At 32.5% G+C, this 21,581-nt stretch carries 17 protein-coding genes; 11 read left to right on the top strand and 6 right to left on the bottom strand.

Features of this window, described 5'->3' with window-relative positions; genetic code table 11:
* Positions 1 to 28 precede the first annotated feature (28 nt).
* Complete coding sequence (locus tag BMY33_RS19290) at positions 29 to 709, top strand: SDR family NAD(P)-dependent oxidoreductase (protein WP_091411554.1); 681 nt, start codon at positions 29 to 31, stop codon at positions 707 to 709.
* On the top strand, positions 672 to 3,218 hold the full coding sequence (locus tag BMY33_RS19285) for a beta-mannosidase (protein WP_244543059.1): 2,547 nt from the start codon (positions 672 to 674) through the stop codon (positions 3,216 to 3,218). Before BMY33_RS19290 ends, BMY33_RS19285 begins: the two co-directional genes overlap by 38 nt.
* 13 nt (positions 3,219 to 3,231) lie before the next feature.
* Here the strand turns inward: BMY33_RS19285 and BMY33_RS19280 are convergent, their stop codons facing one another.
* From BMY33_RS19280 to BMY33_RS19270, 3 genes are read right to left on the bottom strand one after another with little or no spacing between them, the layout of a single operon-like run.
* Complete coding sequence (locus BMY33_RS19280) at positions 3,232 to 4,539, bottom strand: sugar MFS transporter (protein WP_091411551.1); 1,308 nt, start codon at positions 4,537 to 4,539, stop codon at positions 3,232 to 3,234.
* Positions 4,540 to 4,550: 11 nt separating this feature from the next.
* Positions 4,551 to 5,558 (bottom strand): isoaspartyl peptidase/L-asparaginase family protein, encoded by a 1,008-nt coding sequence (locus tag BMY33_RS19275; protein WP_091411549.1) that lies wholly within the window; start codon positions 5,556 to 5,558, stop codon positions 4,551 to 4,553.
* Positions 5,559 to 5,560: 2 nt separating this feature from the next.
* Positions 5,561 to 8,482 (bottom strand): GH92 family glycosyl hydrolase, encoded by a 2,922-nt coding sequence (locus tag BMY33_RS19270; RefSeq protein ID WP_091411548.1) that lies wholly within the window; start codon positions 8,480 to 8,482, stop codon positions 5,561 to 5,563.
* Between the two features lie 42 nt (positions 8,483 to 8,524).
* Here BMY33_RS19270 and BMY33_RS19265 point away from each other — a divergent pair, with 42 nt between their 5' ends.
* The gene (locus BMY33_RS19265; RefSeq protein ID WP_091411546.1) at positions 8,525 to 10,852 is read left to right on the top strand and encodes a beta-N-acetylhexosaminidase; all 2,328 of its coding nucleotides are present in this window, start codon (positions 8,525 to 8,527) and stop codon (positions 10,850 to 10,852) included.
* A complete protein-coding gene (locus tag BMY33_RS19260; protein ID WP_091411544.1) occupies positions 10,849 to 11,571 on the top strand; it encodes a copper homeostasis protein CutC in 723 nt (240 codons plus the stop codon). The genes BMY33_RS19265 and BMY33_RS19260 overlap by 4 nt, the downstream gene beginning before the upstream one ends.
* A gap of 14 nt (positions 11,572 to 11,585) precedes the next feature.
* On the opposite strand, the gene BMY33_RS19255 is transcribed toward BMY33_RS19260, so the two are convergent.
* The 3 genes from BMY33_RS19255 to BMY33_RS19245 form a co-directional block, all read right to left on the bottom strand.
* Positions 11,586 to 11,999, bottom strand: a complete 414-nt coding sequence (locus BMY33_RS19255; RefSeq protein WP_139195703.1) for a hypothetical protein — start codon at positions 11,997 to 11,999, stop codon at positions 11,586 to 11,588.
* A gap of 175 nt (positions 12,000 to 12,174) precedes the next feature.
* Positions 12,175 to 12,642, bottom strand: a complete 468-nt coding sequence (locus tag BMY33_RS19250) for a hypothetical protein (protein WP_091411541.1) — start codon at positions 12,640 to 12,642, stop codon at positions 12,175 to 12,177.
* Positions 12,639 to 13,313 carry a hypothetical protein gene (locus tag BMY33_RS19245; RefSeq protein ID WP_139195702.1) on the bottom strand — a complete coding sequence of 225 codons (675 nt, stop codon included), beginning with the start codon at positions 13,311 to 13,313 and terminating at the stop codon, positions 12,639 to 12,641. Before BMY33_RS19245 ends, BMY33_RS19250 begins: the two co-directional genes overlap by 4 nt.
* A gap of 364 nt (positions 13,314 to 13,677) precedes the next feature.
* Here BMY33_RS19245 and BMY33_RS19240 point away from each other — a divergent pair, with 364 nt between their 5' ends.
* From BMY33_RS19240 to BMY33_RS19210, 7 genes are all read left to right on the top strand, one after another.
* Positions 13,678 to 14,526, top strand: coding sequence for a DUF4349 domain-containing protein (locus tag BMY33_RS19240; protein ID WP_170837130.1), 849 nt, complete (start codon positions 13,678 to 13,680; stop codon positions 14,524 to 14,526).
* Between the two features lie 148 nt (positions 14,527 to 14,674).
* Positions 14,675 to 16,387 (top strand): vWA domain-containing protein, encoded by a 1,713-nt coding sequence (locus BMY33_RS19235; RefSeq protein WP_244543058.1) that lies wholly within the window; start codon positions 14,675 to 14,677, stop codon positions 16,385 to 16,387.
* Positions 16,388 to 16,454: 67 nt separating this feature from the next.
* Complete coding sequence (locus tag BMY33_RS19230; RefSeq protein ID WP_091411535.1) at positions 16,455 to 17,051, top strand: SprT-like domain-containing protein; 597 nt, start codon at positions 16,455 to 16,457, stop codon at positions 17,049 to 17,051.
* Positions 17,052 to 17,053: 2 nt separating this feature from the next.
* Positions 17,054 to 18,130: a mannose-1-phosphate guanylyltransferase gene (locus BMY33_RS19225; protein WP_091411533.1), complete on the top strand. Its 1,077-nt coding sequence runs from the start codon at positions 17,054 to 17,056 to the stop codon at positions 18,128 to 18,130.
* Positions 18,131 to 18,135: 5 nt separating this feature from the next.
* Entirely contained in the window at positions 18,136 to 19,596 is a 1,461-nt protein-coding gene (locus tag BMY33_RS19220; RefSeq protein WP_091411532.1) for a DUF389 domain-containing protein, read from the top strand.
* 285 nt (positions 19,597 to 19,881) lie between these two features.
* Positions 19,882 to 20,922 carry a helix-turn-helix domain-containing protein gene (locus BMY33_RS19215; RefSeq protein WP_091411530.1) on the top strand — a complete coding sequence of 347 codons (1,041 nt, stop codon included), beginning with the start codon at positions 19,882 to 19,884 and terminating at the stop codon, positions 20,920 to 20,922.
* A gap of 93 nt (positions 20,923 to 21,015) precedes the next feature.
* On the top strand, positions 21,016 to 21,573 hold the full coding sequence (locus tag BMY33_RS19210) for an NUDIX hydrolase (protein WP_139195701.1): 558 nt from the start codon (positions 21,016 to 21,018) through the stop codon (positions 21,571 to 21,573).
* Positions 21,574 to 21,581 lie beyond the last annotated feature (8 nt).

Here is a 21,581-nt window from a genome sequence, read left to right as displayed (position 1 = left end):
AAAGTCTGGTAGGTTTTTTATATAAAATATGAAAAACATTATAATTACCGGGGCAAGCAGAGGGATTGGATATGAGATGGCTAAGTTGTTCGCAGATGAAGGGCATCAAGTCTTGGCATTATCTAGGAATGAAAAACCTATTGCTGTGCTAAACCATAAAAATATCCATACATTTTCTTTTGACTTGTGTAGTCCATCTGATTTACAAAAATTGAAAAACTATGTCAATGATTCTTGGAATCAAGTAGATATTTTAATTAACAATGCCGGTAAATTATTAAATAAACCTTTTGGCGAAATTTCTACTCAGGAATTCGAAGAAGTGTATAAAGTTAATGTTTTTGGTGTGGCAGAAATTACGCGTCTTATGTTGCCTTATATGACAAAAGGAAGTCATGTAGTTACAGTAAGTAGTATGGGAGGAATTCAAGGAAGTATGAAGTTTCCCGGTTTGGCAGCTTACAGTTCTAGTAAAGGAGCTGTTATTACTTTAAGTGAATTGTTAGCAGAAGAATATAAAGAAAGTGGTATTGCTTTTAATGTATTGGCATTAGGAGCCGTACAAACAGAGATGTTGGAAGAAGCATTTCCGGGATATCAAGCACCGCTAACTGCAATTGAAATGGCAAATTACATTAAGGATTTTTCGCTTACCGCCAATAAGTTCTATAATGGTAAAGTATTGCAAGTATCAAGCAGCACTCCATAGTTTTACAACACTTTTCTTTAATATGTATAAAAAAGTAGGGATATTATTGTTAGTACTCATAACTCTATCGTGTGGTAAAAAAAAGAAAAATTTATTTACCGAGATTGATAGTGAATGGCAATTCAGATCAGTGAAAGATACATCTTGGTTACCTGCATATGTTCCTGGTACAGTGCATACGGATTTGCTAAAAAATAAAAAGATTGAAGACCCTTTTGTAGGGGTTAATGAAGAGAAATTACAATGGATCACCTCTGAAGATTGGGAATACAAAACTATTTTAAGGCTAGAAGAGGAGCAGTTAGGAAGAAAACATCATCAGCTTAGTTTCGAAGGTATCGATACCTATGCTGAAATATTTTTGAATGATAGTTTACTTTTGAAAACTAAGAATGCTTTTAGAACCTGGAATGTAGATGTAAGTGGAAAACTTCAGAAGGAAAACGAACTAAGGATTCTGTTAAAAAATCCAACAGAAATTGAAGCAATTGAAAAAGGAAAATTGTCTTATGAATTACCAGCTGGAAATCGTATTTTCTCTCGTAAAGCTCAATTTCATTACGGATGGGACTGGGGTCCTACTTTTATCACAGCTGGTGTTTGGAAGCCAGTTGTTCTTAAATCTTGGGATGATATACAGCTACAAGATGTATACATTAAACAAAATTTTCTAGATAAAAAACAAGCCAAATTACAAGCCGATATATTGTTGAATACAACCCAAGAAGACCTCGATGAAAATGTGGTTGTAAATGTATTGGTTAATAAAGAAATAGTCGAATCCAAAAAAATAATACTAGAAAAGGGAAATAGAAAATATAGTATAGATTTTTTGATTGAAAATCCAAAATGGTGGTGGATACATAACCTTGGAGAACCTTTTTTATACGATATCGATATTCAGATACAATACGGGGATGAGGTCGTGGCTTCAAGAGAAGTTAAAAAAGGATTGCGGACAATAGAGTTAATTGCAGATAAAGATGCAAAAGGAGAATCTTTTTATTTTAAACTGAATGGGGTACCAGTTTTTATGAAAGGCGCTAATTATATTCCTCAGAATATTTTTCAACCAGAAGTAACAGATCGAGATTATAAAAAACTTTTCGAAGATGTGATTGATGCTAATATGAATATGTTAAGAGTTTGGGGTGGAGGAATATATGAAAACGATATCTTTTATGATTTAGCAGATGAGAAAGGAATTCTTGTATGGCAGGATTTTATGTTTGCTTGCGCTATGTATCCTGGTGATGTCGCTTTTTTGGAAAATGTAAAACAAGAAGCGATAGATAATGTTACACGTTTGCGTAATCACGCAAGTATTGCGCTCTGGTGCGGTAATAATGAAAATAACGAAGCTTGGCATAATTGGGGATGGCAAGCCAATAGAAGTGAGGAAGAGAAAGCAGAGATATGGGGTAATTATCAGAAACTATTTAATGATATTCTACTCAATACCGTTTCTGATTTAACAAACACCTCTTATTGGGAGAGTTCTCCTAAATATGGAAGAGGAAACCCAAAATTCCGAACAGAGGGAAATGCTCATGATTGGGGAGTATGGCACGATGGATATCCATTCGAACGATTCGAAGAAAAAGTACCACGTTTTATGAGTGAATTTGGATTCCAATCATTTCCAAGTTATCAAGCCATTCAATATTTTACAGAGAAAGATAGTGTTGATATTGATCATTCAAGTTTTGCTACACATCAAAAACATAATCGAGGATTCGCTCTGATAAAAGAATATATGGAACGTGATTTTCCGGTTCCCGATAAAGGCGAAGATTATGTATATGTTAGTCAGTTGCTACAAGCATATGGTATGACAAAAGGTATTGAAGCACATCGTCGTGCCAAGCCATATAATATGGGAACACTTTATTGGCAATTGAATGATTGTTGGCCAGTTGTTTCTTGGTCTGGAATTGATGGTTTAGGAAATTGGAAAGCATTACATTATAAAGTAAAAAAGAGTTTTGAGAATGTACTTATTTCTCCAAAAGTAGAGAATGATACATTGAATGTATATGTTGTTAATGATGAATTAGAAGAACAGAACGGTGCCTTGAAATTAAAAATTAAGGATTTTAATGGTAAGATGGTTTGGAAATATAATCAGCAAATTTCTGTGAAAGAAAATGCTTCTCAAGTGGTTTTTAGAATACCAATAAAAGATTTGAATTTTTCGAAAGATGCTGTGGTATTAGTATCAGATTTTAAAGAATCAAGTACTAATTTTTATTTTAATAAACCAAAAGACTTAAAACTACCAACACAGAATATTACTAAGAAAGTTATTAAGGTTGATCATGGTTATGAGATTAAATTATCATCACCGGTCTTACAAAAAGATGTGTTCCTATATTCTAATAACAAAGGTCATTTTAGCGATAACTTTTTTGATTTACTTCCGAATGAAGAAAAAGTACTTCTGTTCAAAACTTCCACAACTTCAGGGATTCATGTTTTAATCAAAACATTAAATATGTTCACTGATTAAGGAAAGTTTAGTTTTAAACAAGAGTCTTTTTACTCTTTAACCATCCATAAAATAAAATATATCCATAGCATACTATTACTAAAAGTAGTGCCATTTTAAAACCAATATTATCTGTTAAAAATCCATAGAAAGGAGGTATTAATGCTCCACCTACAATTGCCATACATAATAAACCTGAAGCTTGCGGTTTTAAATCACCTAAACCATCTAATGCAAGAGTAAATATAGTTGGAAACATAATAGAATTGAATAAGCCTACCGCTAGTATGGACCACATAGCTACGAGTCCAGTAGTATTCATGGATATCAAAAGCATGGTGATGGCAAGTCCTGCAAAAATACTTAATACTTTTCCTGGAGACATAACCCTAGTAAGGTATGCTCCAATAAATCGGCCAATCATCGCTCCGGACCAGTAGAAAACAACAAAGGCTCCTACAATTGCTTTACCATCCATAGCAGATAGGTCAGAATTTAGAATACGTTCGCATAGATTTCTCATAAAGGGAGTATCTTTAATTACCGCAACTAAATTCATATCCAAGAAATAATTAACTAAATAACTACCAATAGCAACTTCAGCTCCTACATATACAAATATCCCAAGAGCACCAAGAAGCATTACTTTGTTTCGCAAAAGTCTACCGTATCCATCTTTTGGACTTTCTTTCATAAGTGTTGGTAGTTTAATGAACCTAAACAGAATCACAAGTAATAATATAAAACCTGCAATCATTATAAAAGGAGTTTGCACGGTAGCTGCTTCGGCTGCATAATAAGCATCTTTTTGAGTATCTGTTAAAGCTAAGATTTCATCAGAAGATTTTACGGAATCACTTAGCAAAAATATGGCTCCCACCACAGGCGCAATAGCGGTTCCGAGAGAATTAAATGCTTGGGATAGATTTAGACGACTTGCCGCTCCATCTTCACTACCCAATAATGCAACATATGGATTAGCTGCTACTTGTAGAATAGTAATACCTCCAGCAAGTGTAAAATACCCTAATAAGAATACACCGAAAAAACGATAAGATGATGCAGGGTAAAAAAGTAAGCATCCAACAGCCATTGTACTTAGTCCTAAAATAATCCCTCTTTTATATCCTATTTTGGATAGAATAAACCCTGCAGGAACAGATAATACAAAGAATGCTGTAAAAAAAGCAAATTGAACCAATCCAGCCTGAAAATAAGAGAGTTCGAATACATCTCGTAATCTAGGAATTAAAGAATCTACTAATACGGTTATAAATCCCCATAAAAAGAATAATATGGTAATAATGATAAAAGCACTTCGATAAGATTTTGATTGATTCATTGTAAAATAGTTTATGCTTTATTATAAAAATTTGTTGGAATATTTTCATTATTACCATCTTGATATTTCATCATAGTAAACCCTTCATGGATACAATAATGACCTACTTCTCCTGATTTATTCATAGCGATATAGGCAATCTGAAAACCTTTGTAACGATCATTTTTAGTAACGATTCTACGGATAGCTTCTTCACAAGCTTTCTGAGGGCTCATTCCATTTCGCATCAGTTCTACGATTAAAAAGCTGCCAACCGTCTTTAGAACCTCTTCACCCATACCGGTAGCAACAGCGCCACCAACTTCATTATCAATAAATAATCCTGATCCTATAATCGGTGAATCACCAACACGACCTTTCATCTTATATGATAATCCAGAGGTTGTACAAGCACCGGCAATATCTCCTTTGCTATCCATAGCCAACATGCCTATGGTATCATGGTTTTCAATATTAATTAGAGGTTTATATTCAGGAGATTTTTTCCATTCTTGCCATGCTAATTTTGATTCATCAGTAAGTAGGTTTTCTTTTTTGAAACCATTACGATAACCAAATTCTTCAGCTCCATCACCAGCTAATATTACATGTGGAGTGTCTTCCATGACTTTTCTAGCTAATGCAGCAACGTTAGTGATATTCTCTACACAGACAACAGCACCACAATCACCATCAGAATTCATAACACAAGCGTCTAGTGTTACATTGCCTTCTCGATCAGGTGATCCGCCTTTTCCAACGGTCGTATTCTTTATATTTTCTTCCTCAATAGCAACTCCTTCGATGACTGCATCAAGAGCAGGTTTTCCGGCTGCTAATGCCGCTCCGGCTGTAGCATTTGCTTTGGTAAAACGCCAAGTGCAGATGGCGATGGGAGAATTATTAGATACGCTCATGGATGTGTTTTTTTCTTGTTCGTTTGACTCATTCGGATTTTCACTACAACCTATAATGGTGGATCCCACAGTAATGCCAACACTGGTCAGTGCAGTGTTTTGAATAAATTGACGTCTTTTCATAACTATTCGATAATTATTTCATCAGCAAAAACCCAAGCTTTTCCATCATAATTACTTCCTATGTGCCATTTAGGAAGAGTTCCAACATTGTTGGCTTGAATTTTCACATAACGTGCTTGCTGTTTGGTGAATTTCCTTTCTACAACTTGGATGCTGGCTACGGTATTACTAATTGGTTCTTTTTCTATTTCATTTTTTGATACTAATTTCCAGGTTTGACCATCTTCAGAAATCCATATTTGAATTTTTTTAGGGTAAAATATCCAGCTTCTTTGGTCTTCTAAAAAACCTATTGAGACCTTACTAACCTCCTTACTTTTTCCTAAGTCTATAGTAGCAATTAAATCTTTATTGTGGAAACCCTGCCATGATCCAGATCGATAATCTGTAGTTCCTTTGATGCCATTTATAAGTGCATTGGGACCGCCACCATTATATCTATTCGCATATTCATTTTTTAATTCAATAGAAAGATTAGCATCGATCTTAAAAAATTCTGTAGAAATAACAGCGCTTTTTATTTCATTTAGCGATGCATATGTTTTTAGAATTGTTGGAGATGAAATTTCAATAGGTTGATTGTATTTTTTGAATACTGAATTATTCAGGCTATAGTGAATGGTTGCATTTGAGTCAATACTTTGTAATGCTATTGTTGTTTTTTCTTTAAAGGCAATGTCACCAGTAGCAATAAAAGGAGGTGTAGTGATGATGTGCTCTTTAATTTCGGTACTAGGAATATGTCGATTATTCGTAGCCCATTCAGAAGGTATATTGGTCATTTCAAAAATCAAGCTTCCTCCTTTCATAATATCTTCATGTTTTACGTAAGAAAAAGAATGTTGTTCATCATTTAATTGAGCAGAAGCGATGTATTTGTTTTCTGAGGAAAGATTATTGGCAACAATGGTAAAATTCTTTCCGTTTTCAAGATGTATTGTAGATTTATCAAAAAGAGGCGTTCCTATAATATAATCATTCGATCCAGGTGTTACAGGATAAAAACCAAGACTACTAAAAACATACCAAGCACTCATCTGCCCGCAATCCTCATTTCCAGAGATTCCGTCTGGAGAATTAGTATATAATTCCGTAAGAATTTGATGGACTCTTTCTTGAGTCTTATAAGGTTTGTTGACATAGTTATACAAATAAGCCATATGATGACTTGGTTCATTTCCATGAGCATACTGACCTATAAGTCCTGTAATATCCACTTGATGCGATCCAGAGGTATTACTATTTGCAGAAAATAAAGTGTCTAATTGTTTGTCTAATTCTTTTTTGCCTCCTAATAAATTTATAAACCCATTGATATCTTGGGGGACATAAAAACTATATTGCCAAGAATTGGCTTCTGTATAATTAAAATTCACCTCATAAGGATCAAAAGGAGCAAACCAAGTATTTCTATATCTGCCACGCATAAATTTTGTAGAAGGATCAAATACATTTTTATAATTCTGTGCTCGCTTTGTAAACTCTGCCACATCTTTTGATTTATTCATTGCTTTTGCCATTTGTGCAATTGTCCAATCGTCATAGGCGTATTCTAGAGTTTTGGAAACAGATTCACTTTCTTCTTCTACAGGAATATATCCAAGTTTTTTATATGATTGCAAGCCTAACTTATCTCTTGTAGCACTATGTTTCATCGCTTCAAACGCCTTTTCTGAATCATAATCGGTAATTCCTTTTAAGTATGCATCTGCAATTACAGGAACTGAATGATATCCAATCATACAATGTGTATAATTACCAGCTAAATCCCAGATAGGCATAATACCACCTTCATCATATTTAGCAAGAAATGTATTGATAAAGTCATTAGTCCGATCTTGTTCTATGATTGTATATAATGGATGTGTGGCTCTATAGGTATCCCAAAGCGAGAATACAGAATAATAGTCAAAATTAGAATTTTGATGAATTTCTAAATCCATTCCTCTATACCTACCATCTATATCCTGATAAAGATTGGGAGCAAGCATAGTATGATACAGCGAGGTGTAAAAATTAGTTTTATAATCTTCGTTAGAAGTTTCAATTACAATTTTACGTAGTTGCTTTTCCCAAGTATCCTGTGCGTTATCTTTTACTTGATCGAATGTTTTAGAACCTATTTCTTCTTCAAGGTTTTTTAATGCTCCTTGCTTATCAACTGCAGAAATTCCAATAGAGACAAAGATGGGCTCGTTTGTTGTATTGTCAAATTCAAAAGCCATTTTTTTTCCATCTTCAGAAGGTTGTTTATTTTTAATGGTCTTAGAGAATTTAATGTGATAAAACAGCAGTTGTTTCTCCGCCCAAGCCTTAGAGTGTCGATATCCATTAATCTCTTTATTAGAAATGACCTGTATTTGATGATCTAATACCTGATCTCTATGCGCTAAATCAAGTATTATAATTTGTTTTTCATTAGAAGGAAAAGTGTACTTATGTATTCCGGCTCTTTGGGTTACAGTTAGTGCTACATCGATGTTAGTAGAGTCGAGATGCACTTTATAATAACCGGGAGAAGCTTTCTCATTATTATGTGAGAAATGAGCACGATAGCCTTTGTTACCATTTGCTCCATTATTAAAATTCATTTCATTTGTCGGCATTAGAAGAATATCTCCATAATCAGAAACTCCTGTGCCACTCAAATGGGTATGTGAAAAGCCATATATATAATTGTCACTATAATGATATCCTGAACATCCGTCCCAACCATCTAATCGAGTATCAGGACTTAATTGCATCATACCAAAAGGCATACTAGCACCAGGATACGTATGTCCGTGACCCCCAGTTCCTATAAAAGGATTTACATATGAAATAAGAGGAGTGTTACTTTGCGCTATTTTTACTTTGTTTTCCTTTTTGCAAGAGTAGAAACCTGTAATAATTAAAATCGTAAATACCGTGTAGAATGCTCTCATTTAAAAATAGATAGTTACTTTTAAGCTTCTAATGTAGTAAAAATGACACTTAAATTATGTAATAATACTATAAGGGTTTGCGGAATACTGTTGTTGCTTTTATGTTTGGGATGCAAAAAAGAGAAAATAGTAACGATTACACCGCAAATTATTCCCGTTCCTTTTCATCAAGAATTGGAAGATGGTGTTTTTGTTCTTAATAAAGAGACGGTACTTCGATATGATGATGATTTAGAAGGAACTGCAAAATATCTTGAAACCTATTTAAAAAAAGGGTTAGGAGTTTCTTTGCAAATCAGTAAGGAAGCAGAAAAAAATAGTATCATTTTAGAGAAAGATGATACTATGGTAAACGAAGAAGCCTATCGTCTTTTTATCTCAAAAAAAAATATAAAAATACAATCCAGTACAGAAAAAGGAGCTTTTTACGCAATACAAACATTACGACAATTATTGCCAGAATGTTTTGAAGATAGTTCTTGTATAGAAAAAGAGTTTACAATTAAAGCATTGACAGTTTTAGATGCTCCTCGATTTTCGTATCGTGGAATGCATCTGGATGTTGGGAGACATTTTTTTAGTGTAACCGAGATCAAGAAATATATAGAGATGCTTGCGATGCTTAAGATGAATACATTTCATTGGCATCTTACGGAAGATCAAGGCTGGCGTATTGAGATTAAGAAATATCCCAGACTGACTGAAATTGGTGGATATCGCGAAGAAACATTAGTAGGCCATTATAATGATCAACCACATCAGTTTGATGGCGAAGTTTATGGCGGGTTTTATACACAAGAAGAAGTTAAAGAAATTGTAGCGTTTGCTACCTCAAGAAATATTACAATTATACCGGAAATTGAGATGCCTGGACATTCTCAGGCCGCAATTGCAGCATATCCCGAATTGGGATGTTCTGGTGAAGGAATTAAAGTAGCTACTAAATGGGGAGTTTTTGATGAGGTGTATTGCCCTAATCAAAGAACCTTTGCTTTTTTAGAAGATGTATTAGATGAAATAGTTGGTTTGTTTCCAGGGAAATATATCCACATCGGAGGAGATGAAGCACCTAAAACAAAATGGAAATCCTGTGATCATTGTCAACAATTGATAAAAGAAAAAGGGCTTAAAGATGAACATGGTTTACAAAGCTATTTTATAGCTAGAATGGAGAAATATATTAATAATAAAGGAAAGCAGATCATTGGTTGGGATGAAATACTGGAAGGCGGACTTGCTCCAAATGCAACTGTGATGTTTTGGAGAGGTACGGATGGGGCTATTAAGGCTGCAAAAGAAGGTCATGATTTGATACTTTCTCCAACGTCTAATTGCTATTTTGATTATTACCAAAGTGATAATGAAGATGAACCACTAGCTATTGGTGGATTTTTACCACTTGAAAAAGTATACAGTTTTAATCCAATTCCAAAAGGAATGAATGCTACAGAAGAAAAGCATGTCTTAGGAGCACAAGGTAATGTGTGGACAGAATATATGCCTACATATGAGAAAGTTGAATATATGGCTTTTCCGAGGGCAATAGCATTAAGTGAAGTAGTATGGACGGTTGATGAAAATAAGGATTATGGAGATTTTGTATCTAGATTGGCTCATTTTCATAATCGATTAGATGCTCTGGATGTAAATTATGCAAATCATCTCTATGAAGTTAATGGAGAATTAAAAAATGAAAATGAACAATTACTTTATAGTTTAGAAACCTTAATGGATGATAAAACAATTCGATATACATTAGATGGTAATGATCCTGTAAATTCATCTGAATTATACGATAAACCTATATCCGTTGATCGAAGTATTAATATTAAAGCAGCTGTATTTGATAATAGTAAAATAGAAGGAAAAGTGTTTGCTCAAAAACTGAATTATCACAAAGCAGTTGGGGCAAAAGTGATGCTTAATGTAGCGCCTCATAAAGCATATAGCGCAGGAGGTAAGGAAGCGTTGATTAATAGTGTTAATGGAAGTAATAATCGTTTTGGTGATAAAGAATGGTTAGGGTTCTGGGGTGATGATCTAGAAGTTATGATTGATCTGGGTAAACCAATTGAAATAGAAAAAGTGTCAACTCGTTTCTTTGAAGCAAATGGTCAATGGATTTATGTTCCTGAAAAAGTTGAAATTTCTTTATTGAATGAAAAAAAGGAGTATGTTTTGAAAAAAACCTCAGTATCACCAATGTTTCAAAAAGATTCTGAATTAACAATTCAAGTTGTTCAGAATTATGGAGGAGAAAAAGCTAGATATATCAAGCTGACTATAAAAAAATATGGATTAATACCAGATGGATTACAAGGTTCTGGAAATCAAGCTTGGACTTTTATAGATGAAATAGTTGTAGAATGAAGATAGAAATTTGTGCAAACTCATATGAATCAGCTGTAAACGCAGAAAGAGCAGGGGCGGATCGTATAGAATTATGTGTGGAATTAGCCGTTGGGGGAATTACACCATCACATGGATTGATAGAAAAAGTAATTCAAAAACTATCCATACCAGTCTTTGTTTTAATTAGACCTAGAAGTGGGAACTTCACCTATACATCAGATGAGTTTGATGTGATGAAGAAGAATATCAAGTTCTGTAAAAATATAGGTTGTAAAGGTATTGTTTCTGGCATTTTAATGGATGATAATACTATTGACATTATTAGAACAAAAGAATTGATAACGCTTACTAAGCCTCTGCCATTTACTTTTCATCGAGCTTTTGATTGGGTACACAATCCATTAGAATCCTTAAAACAATTAATGAATATTGGAGCAGAAAGAGTATTGACTTCAGGACAAGAAGTGACAGCAGTAAAAGGAATTGAGTTGCTCAAAAATGCATCACGAATATCAAAATCAAATTTGACTATAATGCCAGGTGGAGGAATTAATCCAGAAAATGTCTTAGTATTTAAAAAAGCAGGTTTTAAAGAAATTCATTTTTCTGCCACTTCACTTAAGCAGGTAATAGGGTATCCTAAAATCTCTATGAATAGTAGTCGTTTTTTTGATGAAACCAAACTAGCTATATTAGATTATAATAAGATTATAAAGATTAAAGATCTTTTAAAATAGATGCTTTCGACAAATTAAATATTAGTCAGTTTAAGATATTTGTAGAATTGATGAACGGTTAGCACCTTTTTAAATTCCTCATTTTGGAAGTAAACTATATTGCTTAAGTCCTTTGTTTTTTCTTTTTCGGAAGCATTTGATTGAATTACTTTGCTTGCTTGCATAGAATATTTTATTATAACTCTCTTAATTCGGTCACTGGTGTAATTACTAAGATTAAGTTCTTGTTGTAATAAAATTGTTCTTTGTTCAGCTAGATCCGCAAATCGTTTTTTTTCAGCTTTTAATTCTTCTTTTGTTGGTTCAGTAACCTCTTGTTGATCTTGGGTTTGATCTTCAATTTGCGTTTGCGCTATGCTTGAGGCACTGATAAAAAATAGTATTAAAATTGTAAAAACTCTCATAATTCTCACCTTTAAATTTTCCATAGGAAATGTTAAAAACAGGGTGTCAAAAATATTAATTATTGATTAACAACAAGTTAAAAGTAGTGAAAACTCGATAAATGTTAATTTTTTTTCGATCAAAAACGCAAAACTCAATGGTTTTTAGGTTGTTTTAAAGGGGGTAAACCGTAATTTGAACGTAAAAAATAGTTTTATTCTAGTTTTTTGAATTGTTTTTTCTTTTAAAACTGGCTTTGGATGTTTTAAACTGTACACCGTCAATTATTGTAGTAGAGGTTGTTATGTAGGATATAATTGTGTCAGTTTTATCGTTGTTAAAGCGTATTTGAGTTATTATTTTAGTAGTAGAATCAGAAAGTATCTCTGGTTGTTTCAAGAATTTAATTTGTTGTATTTCTTCTTGATTTTTTAATTCAAATAATGGTTTAGTATCTGTTTCTATTTTGAACTCAGGATGTTTTTTAATCAATTTTTGCTTATCTATATAATCCTGTAGTTTTTCTTCAACTAAAATTAGATATGAATTTTCTAAGGAAGTAAATGAAGTTTCTTCTTCAATATAGACATCTGATTCATCAGTACTAATGGCTTCCATGTTTTTATATGAATTGTTTGCACAACCTGAAATTAGAATCAACAATAAAATATATACAAACTGTTTCATGATTTTACCCTAAATTTTAGTTTAACAATTTGCCCTTTTGATCTTTTAGATTCTATAATTTCAATGCTTTTTAAACTTTTTGTTGGTGTTGTGAGTTTAGCGATAAATTCATGTTTAGAATATACTTCGATTCCTAAACCGGATGGTAAAACCTGAAATATAATTGCATTATCGGCAATCATTCTTGATAATTCATTTTTTCTGTTTTTCCAGTCTTCGAGTTTTCCGTTAGCATAATAATGTAGCATTAACGCGTAATCATCTGTGCTTACTTTGATGTTCTCATTAGTAATTGTAGATATATTTCTAAAAATGGTATCTGTCTTATGATATGGTGATCTAATTACAAAACGAATAAAATCATCTTTTGTGCTCCATCTAAAACATCCTAAACTATCGCTCTTAGCATAGAAAGGTGATTGTTCATTATTTAGCACAATAATATCAATAGGTGTTTTAACAATCGGTTCATTTCTATCTTGATCAATGAAACAGAAAGTAAAAGTATGGGTTCTAGGAATAAGGAAATAAGCGGAAGTAACAAATAAAACTCCTAGCAATAAAAAAACAAACCATTTTGGTTTTAGTTTTTTCTTTTCTTGAATTTTATTCTGCGGAATTGAGGTTTTAAAATGCACCCAATTCTTATAACCACTATATTCAGATAACATATTTAGAACATCTACACGGGGTAATTTGTTACTTGTATTTTTAAAATAGTTATAAAAGGATTTTTCACTAATACTACTTTTTACTTGCTTCTGTAAATCCTCCTGAAACAATATAATATCTTGTCCTTTCCATAAAGAAATATCATCATTTGAAGCAGTATTCTCCTTTAGAAACTGCTGAGCAACTGCTTTTTTTAGGTGAGAAAATGCTATGTATTCTTCAGGAGTAATAATTTATTATTTTGATTTTTAGTTAGTTATGCTTTGTAAAATAGTTTACAATCGTTTTACAAAGGTAATACAAGAATACTCTTTGAAGCGACACTATGTTTGTTTTGAGTTTAACAAGGTAAAAACAATAAACATGAAAACAAATATTTTAAAATTAATTGGTATAAGTTGTTTGGTAATTAGTTTTTCTTGCTCACGTGCAGAAAAAAATTATGAATTATCGACAGAAAACATCATAATGGAAGATACTGGAGAGACACCAGTTTTAAATGCTGTTGAAATAGAAAGTGATACCGATATAATAAGTGAAAAAGGAAGTGTCAATGATAGGCTTAAAATTATTAAAAATGCGAGTTGCCGTATCAAGGTAAGAAATGTAGAAGAAGCGACCATACTTTCTAAAAATATAGCTTCAGCATATAAAGGATATGTTTCCGATGAGCGTTTTACAAACACTAATTACTCTAAAGAAAATAGGTTTACTATTAGAATTCCTCAGAATAAATTCGATCAAGTATTGGACAGTATTTGTGCTTTAGCCGAGTTTGTTGATCATAAAAACATATCTACTATTGATGTTACGGAAGAGTATATAGATGTAAGTTCTAGGTTAAAAACAAAACTAGAAGTAAAGCAGCGTTATGAAACAATTCTTAGGACAAAGGCTAAGAATGTAGAAGATATTTTATTAGCAGAAGATAAATTGAGGGAACTTCAGGAAGAAATTGAAGCTGCTCAGGGCAAATTGAAGTATATGTCTAATAAAATATCGTTCAGTACTATTCAATTGGATATGTATGAAACAGTAAGTCCTAAAGATGAACCAGAAAAGTATGTTGAAAGCTTTATAGATAGAGCTAAGGATGGATTATCCTTTGGTTGGAATCTGCTACAACATTTGTTTTTGGTACTGTTTTATGTTTGGCCATTATTACTATTAGGAGTGTTAATTCTTATTTACTTTAAATGGATTAGGAAATAGTAATAAACTTTTCAGAATATTTTAAAATACCAATTAACAATATGCTAAGACATTAGATAGTAGTACTAGTGGAATGATATTGGCAGTATCAAGACTCCATTGTGGTATTATGTTTGTTTCAGTATTCAGTGTAACAAAACTAAATAGTATGAAAACAATGAGTATTAAAAAAAGCAGATTATGGATGGCAGGGTTATCCATATTATTGATCATTTCTTGTGATCCTAAAACAAAAACACCTGCTGCATTACCGGATATTGTAGAGGAAACGGATGCAGTTGTTAAAGAAGATAATGCTCCGCCTATTTTGAAAGAGAAAGTTTTTGAAGAAGAGCTTGTGGTTGAAGATATAGAAGTTCTAGAAATTGAAGAAGTTGAGGAACCAGTGGCGTTTATGATGGAAGTGGAAACTGATGAGGTTATTATGGCAAGTCCTAGTAGTTTTATTAAAGAAACCAATAATGAATCATATGCAGAGGTAGTGGAGAATACATTTAAAAGAACAAGTTTGGCTCCGCTGTCTACATTTTCTATTGATGTAGATAAAGCTTCTTATAGTAATATTCGTAGAATGATTAATAATGGTCAGGAAATCCCAAAAGATGCGGTTAAGATAGAAGAAATGATAAATTATTTTAAATATCATTATAAACAACCGCAGGATCAACATCCTTTTGCTATCCATACAGAATCAGGTAGTACTCCTTGGAATGAAAACACGCAATTAGTTAAAATTGGATTAAAGGGCAAAGAAATACCTGTAGAAAGTTTTCCTGCTTCCAATTTAGTCTTTTTAATAGATGTTTCGGGATCCATGAATGATGCTAATAAGCTTCCATTGCTTAAAAAAGCGTTTAAATTATTAGTAAATCAATTAAGAGAAAAAGATAAAGTTTCTATAGTGGTATATGCCGGTGCAGCCGGAGTTGTTTTAAAACCTACTTCTGGTAACAATAGTGAAAAAATACTGGGCGCACTGAAGAATTTAGAAGCAGGAGGCTCTACAGCAGGAGGAGAAGGTATTAAACTTGCCTATACAATTGCAGAAAAACATTTTATAAAGAACGGGAACAATAGAGTTATTTTAGCAACTGATGGTGATTTTAATGTTGGTATACGAAGTGATAAAGGGATGAAGGAATTAATCGAGGAAAAACGAGAGTCCGGAGTATTTTTAACTTGTTTAGGTTTCGGAATGGGTAATTATAAAGATAGTAAACTAGAAACCCTTGCGGATACGGGTAATGGTAATCATGCATATATTGATTCGATGCAAGAAGCTCAAAGAGTTTTAGGAACTGAGTTAGGCGGAACATTATATACAATTGCAAAAGATGTAAAAATCCAAGTAGAATTTAATCCAACTAAAGTGCAGGCTTATCGTTTGATTGGTTATGAAAATCGATTGCTAAATGATGAAGATTTTGTAGATGACACTAAAGATGCAGGAGAACTAGGTAGCGGACATACAGTTACAGCCTTATATGAAGTGATACCGATTGGAGTAAAAAGTAAATATCTTAAAAATGTTTCAGATCTAAAATATTCTAATAAAATTAATAATACGGAATTTGGCGATGAACTACTCACGGTGAAATTTAGATATAAGAAACCAAAAGAATATGAAAGTATAGAAATGGTTCATATACATAATACAGATGATAATGAGCAAGTGTCAAGTGATTTTAGATTTGCGTCTTCCGTAGCTTGGTATGGAATGATACTAAGAGAATCAAAATACATACAAAATCAAGATATTGAAAATGTTATCGCCTTAGCAAAAAATAGCAGAGGGGATGATGAAGAAGGATATCGAGCAGAATTTGTGCGATTAATGAAAAGTTACGATAAAGTGAATTAAAACTATTTGAAGAGAATTCTTTAATAAGCGCATCCTTCTGGTGCGCTTATTTTTGTATTTTGCGGTAATGAAGGAAATCTTGGCAAGATATATCCCTGAAAGAGCTATAGAACCAGCATTCGATTTGATTGTTAGATGTAATGTTCATCTTAAAATTGTGAATGAGCGTGCTACGCGTCACGGAGATTATCGTAAAATGCCTGATGGGAGGCATCTAATTACGGTAAATTCATCTTTAAATGCTTATCGTTTTTTAATAACCTTAATTCATGAGATTGCTCATTTAGTAGCTTTTGAAAAGTATGGACGTTATATCAAACCTCACGGTATAGAGTGGAAGAGAACGTTTCAGCAGTTAATGTTGCCCTACATCAATCCAGATGTTTTTCCATCTAAATTATTGCCAGTAATTGCAAATCACTTTAAGAATCCGAGAGCGAGTAGTGATACCGATGCAAAATTATCACTTGCATTAAAACAATATGATCCAGAGAATGATAAAAATTATATCTTTGAAATACCATTAGGAGGTCGATTTAGATTATATAATGGAAAGATTTTCCAGAGAGGAAATAAAAGAGTAAAACGTTATGAATGTATCGAAATAAGCACAGGCAGGGTGTACCTGTTTAACCCCAATGCAGAAGTCGAATTATTAAATTAATTATGGAAAAAAATTATTACGCTATTTTAATGGCTGGGGGAGTTGGATCTAGATTTTGGCCTGTTAGTACAACAGAGTTTCCAAAACAATTTCACGATATGTTAGGAACTGGAGAGACACTGATCCAAAGAACGTTTAGTCGATTATCAAAGATAATCCCGAAGGGAAATATCTTTATTTTAACTAATGAGAGATATAATGATTTAGTACTAGAGCAATTACCAGAAGCAAAACAGAGACAAGTTGTGACAGAACCGGCGATGCGTAATACAGCTCCTTGTATACTGTATGCTTCTTTAAAAATACAAAAAGAAAATCCAGATGCGGTCATGGTAGTAGCACCAAGTGATCATTGGATTGAAGATGAAGATGCATTTATCCGGAATTTAAGGCAAAGTTTTGAAGCTTGTTCGCAAAAAGATATATTGATGACTTTAGGGATACAACCCACTTTCCCGAATACGGGCTATGGGTATATACAATATAATAAAGAAACTGATGCAATAAAAAAAGTAGCTCAATTTACAGAAAAGCCTAATTACGAAACCGCTAAACAATTCTTAGATCAAGGTAATTACCTTTGGAATGCAGGGATTTTTATTTGGAGTACAAAAAGTATTGTGAAAGCTTTTTCTGAATTTCAAAAAGAGATGACAGCTTTATTCGATAAAGGTTTAGAAATGTATAATACCACAAAAGAGAGTGATTTTATAGAAGCAAACTACCCTTTGGCTGAGAATATTTCTATAGATTATGCTATTTTGGAAAATGCAGAAAATGTATATGTACTTCCGGCAACTTTTGATTGGAATGATTTAGGTACTTGGGGATCACTTTATGATAAATTGGATAAAACAGAAGCCAAAAATGCTATTGTAAATGCTAGAGTTTTATCTGAAGACGCTTCTGGAAATATGATTAGAACTTCTGGAGATAAAATTGTTGTTGTCGATGGGTTAGAAGATTATATTATAGTAGATAAAGAAGAAGTATTACTGATATATCCTAAGAAGAAAGAACAGGATATTAAGCAAGTACTTAAAAAAGTAAAAGATACTTACGGAGAAAAATACGGATAAGATTGATGGAAGAAAATACACAAAACCCTCTAGGGAAGTCTCAAGATGAAAAAGTAGAAGAACAAAAAAAGGCAGTAAAAAAAGATGCCAAAGGATTGTTTCGTAGTGGTTCTACTTTTTTGAAAGAGTTGTTGGATTTCCGTCACGATACTGATAGAGAGAGTACTATTGAATTAATAAAAGCGGATATACCATTTAAAGGTGCTACTGCTTGGATTTTGATATGTTCTATATTTATTGCTTCTATTGGTTTAAATGCTAATTCAATTCCTGTAGTAATAGGAGCGATGTTAATATCGCCATTAATGGGGCCTATCTTAGGAATAGGTATGTCTATCGCGGTTAATGATATAGATACTTTAAGAAAGTCTTTAGTTAATTTCACTGTAATGGTGGTTCTAAGTATTCTTACAGCCTGGTTGTTTTTCTTTTTATTTCCATTAAAAGTTGAGTCTTCGGAATTATTAGCTAGAACAAAACCAGATATTAGAGATGTGTTAATTGCATTTTTTGGAGGATTAGCATTGATTATCGCTAGAACAAAAAAAGGAACTATTGCCAGTGTGATATTTGGTGTAGCAATTGCGACAGCTTTAATGCCGCCACTATGTACTGTTGGTTTTGGGCTTGCGGTAGGTAAATATGAATATGCCTTGGGAGCGATGTTTTTATTTACAATTAATACTATTTTTATCGCTTTAGCTACATTTATTGTATTAAAACTATTAAGGTTCCCGATGCTTCGGTATGCGAATTCTGCAAAACGTAAACTAATTGCTAGATTAGTTTCTTTTACTGCAGTATTAGTAATGATACCTGCTATTTACACTTTTGTTATTACGCTTAATCAAAGTAAGATGGAAGGAGATTATGATCGTTTTATAGCGGAAGAAATTGATGAAAACCCAGATCTATATCTTAGGAAACCTATACCTGATTATGATAAAAAAACAATTAAACTTTTCTTTGATGGAGAGATAACCGAAGCTACTAAAAGTGATCTCGAAAATGAAATTCTCAAATACGAAAATATAAGTGATTTTAATCTTATCATAAGAGGTAATAAGGCTAGAGGAATAGATCAAATTTCTAAAGCGAACGACAGGTATATTGTGGAGTTAAATCGATTAGAAACAGAAAATGAAGCACTATTAGATAAGGTCGAAGATCTAAAGATTAGATTGGCATTGATAGAAACCCAGTTAGCAGAAGCTCAGAAGGTTATTCCTATAGATATATTGCCTTATAATAACATTGCCAAGGATGCTAAAATCCGTTTCCCTGATTTGTCACTATTAGGATATGGAGAGGTTTTGCAATCTAATTTCTTAAAAGTGGATACAGTAAAAGTGATTTTTCCTCAATGGAAGTTTCAGGTATCGGACAGCCTTAATGATGTTAGAAACAAAGATCTCCGCGAGTGGATTACCGGTGAATTGAAGGCTGATACTTTACTAGTACAGTAAGATTTTTTTAATAATCAAATGATATGTTAATCTTCTGTAAAGTTTCCTAACCAGATATTATTGGTTGTATTTTAGGATACGGTTCCTCGACTTTGATTGTTACCACCTTTAATTTTAAACATTGTTTTTAAATCTTTTTGAGCTTTTCATTTTACCGATTATAAGTTTTTTAATTCTAAATTAAAATTATTAATTAACGTAAATATAACTTGCTGTTTTTTAGTTTTTTAAAAGGTGTTTACGTAGACTAAAGAAAGATGAAAATGTCTAGGTTTTGATAAAAATATGGATACTGAAATAGTTCAACATATAGAATTGCTTGTAGGAAGTATTGGAGTTATTTTAGGTATGTTTTTTGCCATATTTTTGATTGTAAATTCAAAAAATATTCCTGTCGCAAATGTTTTTCTTGTTATCTATTTAGTGGCATTTTGTCTCCGAATTGGAAAATCTCTTTTTCATAATTATTTTGAAATCAATGCAACATTACGAACGGCTTTTTTAACAGTTTTACTCTGTATAGGTCCATCTATTTGGTTGTATGTCTTATATCTTATAGGTCCAGAAACTAAACAAAAAAGTAGAAATCTTTTTCACTTTTTACTTTTTTTTGTGTTACTAAGTATATGTTGGTTGATTCCTAATAATGGATCTCGGCTATTTGGTGTGTTTTATGACTTTTTAATAGTCCATATGGCAGGTTATATTGTATTTTCTTTATTATGGTTAAGGAATAAGCAAATTAAAGGTAGAGCAGAAGGAAAGGCGAAAATTATAGCTTGGTTATTTTACTTCTTATTCATCAATTTGATATTTGTGGTGATGTATTTTTTGATTTCGGAATTAATCATCCCATTTTATATTGGTATTTCATTTTTATTTTCTCTAGTTATTATTTGTTTATCTTTTTGGGCCTTGAACAGCCCATTTTTATTTACAAATCCAATTGAAAAATATAAACAGTCAACATTTAATCATGATGAAGCTTATATGCTGATGGAGAAATTAAAGGTGTTTATGGAGGAAGAAAAACCATTCCTCAACCCAGAAATGACATTGCCAAAATTGAGTCGGCAATTTAAGATGTCTACAAATGAATTATCACAAATCATCAATCAAACAGAATCACTTAATTATTCACAATTTATATCTAAATATAGAGTTCGCGAAGCGCAGAACCTGATGAGTATGTCTACGTATGTCGATATGACTATTGGCGCAATAGCATATGATAGTGGCTTTAATAGTATTTCTTCTTTTAATAGTTCCTTCAAAAAGCATACTAAAATGACTCCTATTGAATATCGTAAATCAATAGTAAGGTGATTTTTTATAAAATAGTATTGCCAAGATTATGATGTTGGTAGGTTTTTACTCCTTTTAACCACAATTTAGCCTATCATTATAAACAAATTATTTATGAAAACAATAGTAACATTATGCGTGGTAATGCTGTGTCTCTTATCTTGTAACAATGATGGTCATCAAGATCCAACACACAATTTTGTGGTACAACGTATTATTATTTTAAACGAAAAAAATGAAATATTAATGAGTAGAGAGGAGAATGTTTGGGCAACTCCTTCATTAGTTTATAATAAACGTCAATATTTAAAAGAGGGACTTGATAGTTTGTTAAACGAATATGGAGTAAAAATAAAGAACCTAGAATTAAGAGGGCAATTTAGTTATAAGTATGATTACCATCCATATGCTACCTTAAGAAATTATTTTGTCGCTACATATGATAGCGGAGAATTAAAAACTCCGAATCGTATGGATGATGCAAAGTGGATTCCAATTGATCAAGCTATTGAGAAAAACTCTGTAACTTCAATAAAAGAAATTACACAACAAATCATGAAATATCCCAATGTTATTTGGGGAGGATCTTTTATGGTAAGTCATGTTGGGGATAATCATCCGACAAAAATGATCGAACCATTTTATCCTTTGTTTCAATCAAAAGAAAATTGATGTATGAG

Source organism: Aquimarina amphilecti, assembly GCF_900109375.1.
GTDB lineage: Bacteria > Bacteroidota > Bacteroidia > Flavobacteriales > Flavobacteriaceae > Aquimarina > Aquimarina amphilecti.
Note: the sequence above shows the minus strand (reverse complement) of the source record. Positions and strands in the feature narration are given on the sequence as shown.

Coding starts and splice junctions, on each gene's coding strand:
- BMY33_RS19290 (WP_091411554.1), top strand. CDS start 29: ATGAAAAACATTATAATTACCGGGGCAAGCAGAGGGATTGGATATGAG.
- BMY33_RS19285 (WP_244543059.1), top strand. CDS start 672: ATGGTAAAGTATTGCAAGTATCAAGCAGCACTCCATAGTTTTACAACA.
- BMY33_RS19280 (WP_091411551.1), bottom strand. CDS start 4,539: ATGAATCAATCAAAATCTTATCGAAGTGCTTTTATCATTATTACCATA.
- BMY33_RS19275 (WP_091411549.1), bottom strand. CDS start 5,558: ATGAAAAGACGTCAATTTATTCAAAACACTGCACTGACCAGTGTTGGC.
- BMY33_RS19270 (WP_091411548.1), bottom strand. CDS start 8,482: ATGAGAGCATTCTACACGGTATTTACGATTTTAATTATTACAGGTTTC.
- BMY33_RS19265 (WP_091411546.1), top strand. CDS start 8,525: ATGACACTTAAATTATGTAATAATACTATAAGGGTTTGCGGAATACTG.
- BMY33_RS19260 (WP_091411544.1), top strand. CDS start 10,849: ATGAAGATAGAAATTTGTGCAAACTCATATGAATCAGCTGTAAACGCA.
- BMY33_RS19255 (WP_139195703.1), bottom strand. CDS start 11,999: ATGGAAAATTTAAAGGTGAGAATTATGAGAGTTTTTACAATTTTAATA.
- BMY33_RS19250 (WP_091411541.1), bottom strand. CDS start 12,642: ATGAAACAGTTTGTATATATTTTATTGTTGATTCTAATTTCAGGTTGT.
- BMY33_RS19245 (WP_139195702.1), bottom strand. CDS start 13,313: ATGTTATCTGAATATAGTGGTTATAAGAATTGGGTGCATTTTAAAACC.
- BMY33_RS19240 (WP_170837130.1), top strand. CDS start 13,678: ATGAAAACAAATATTTTAAAATTAATTGGTATAAGTTGTTTGGTAATT.
- BMY33_RS19235 (WP_244543058.1), top strand. CDS start 14,675: ATGAAAACAATGAGTATTAAAAAAAGCAGATTATGGATGGCAGGGTTA.
- BMY33_RS19230 (WP_091411535.1), top strand. CDS start 16,455: ATGAAGGAAATCTTGGCAAGATATATCCCTGAAAGAGCTATAGAACCA.
- BMY33_RS19225 (WP_091411533.1), top strand. CDS start 17,054: ATGGAAAAAAATTATTACGCTATTTTAATGGCTGGGGGAGTTGGATCT.
- BMY33_RS19220 (WP_091411532.1), top strand. CDS start 18,136: ATGGAAGAAAATACACAAAACCCTCTAGGGAAGTCTCAAGATGAAAAA.
- BMY33_RS19215 (WP_091411530.1), top strand. CDS start 19,882: ATGGATACTGAAATAGTTCAACATATAGAATTGCTTGTAGGAAGTATT.
- BMY33_RS19210 (WP_139195701.1), top strand. CDS start 21,016: ATGAAAACAATAGTAACATTATGCGTGGTAATGCTGTGTCTCTTATCT.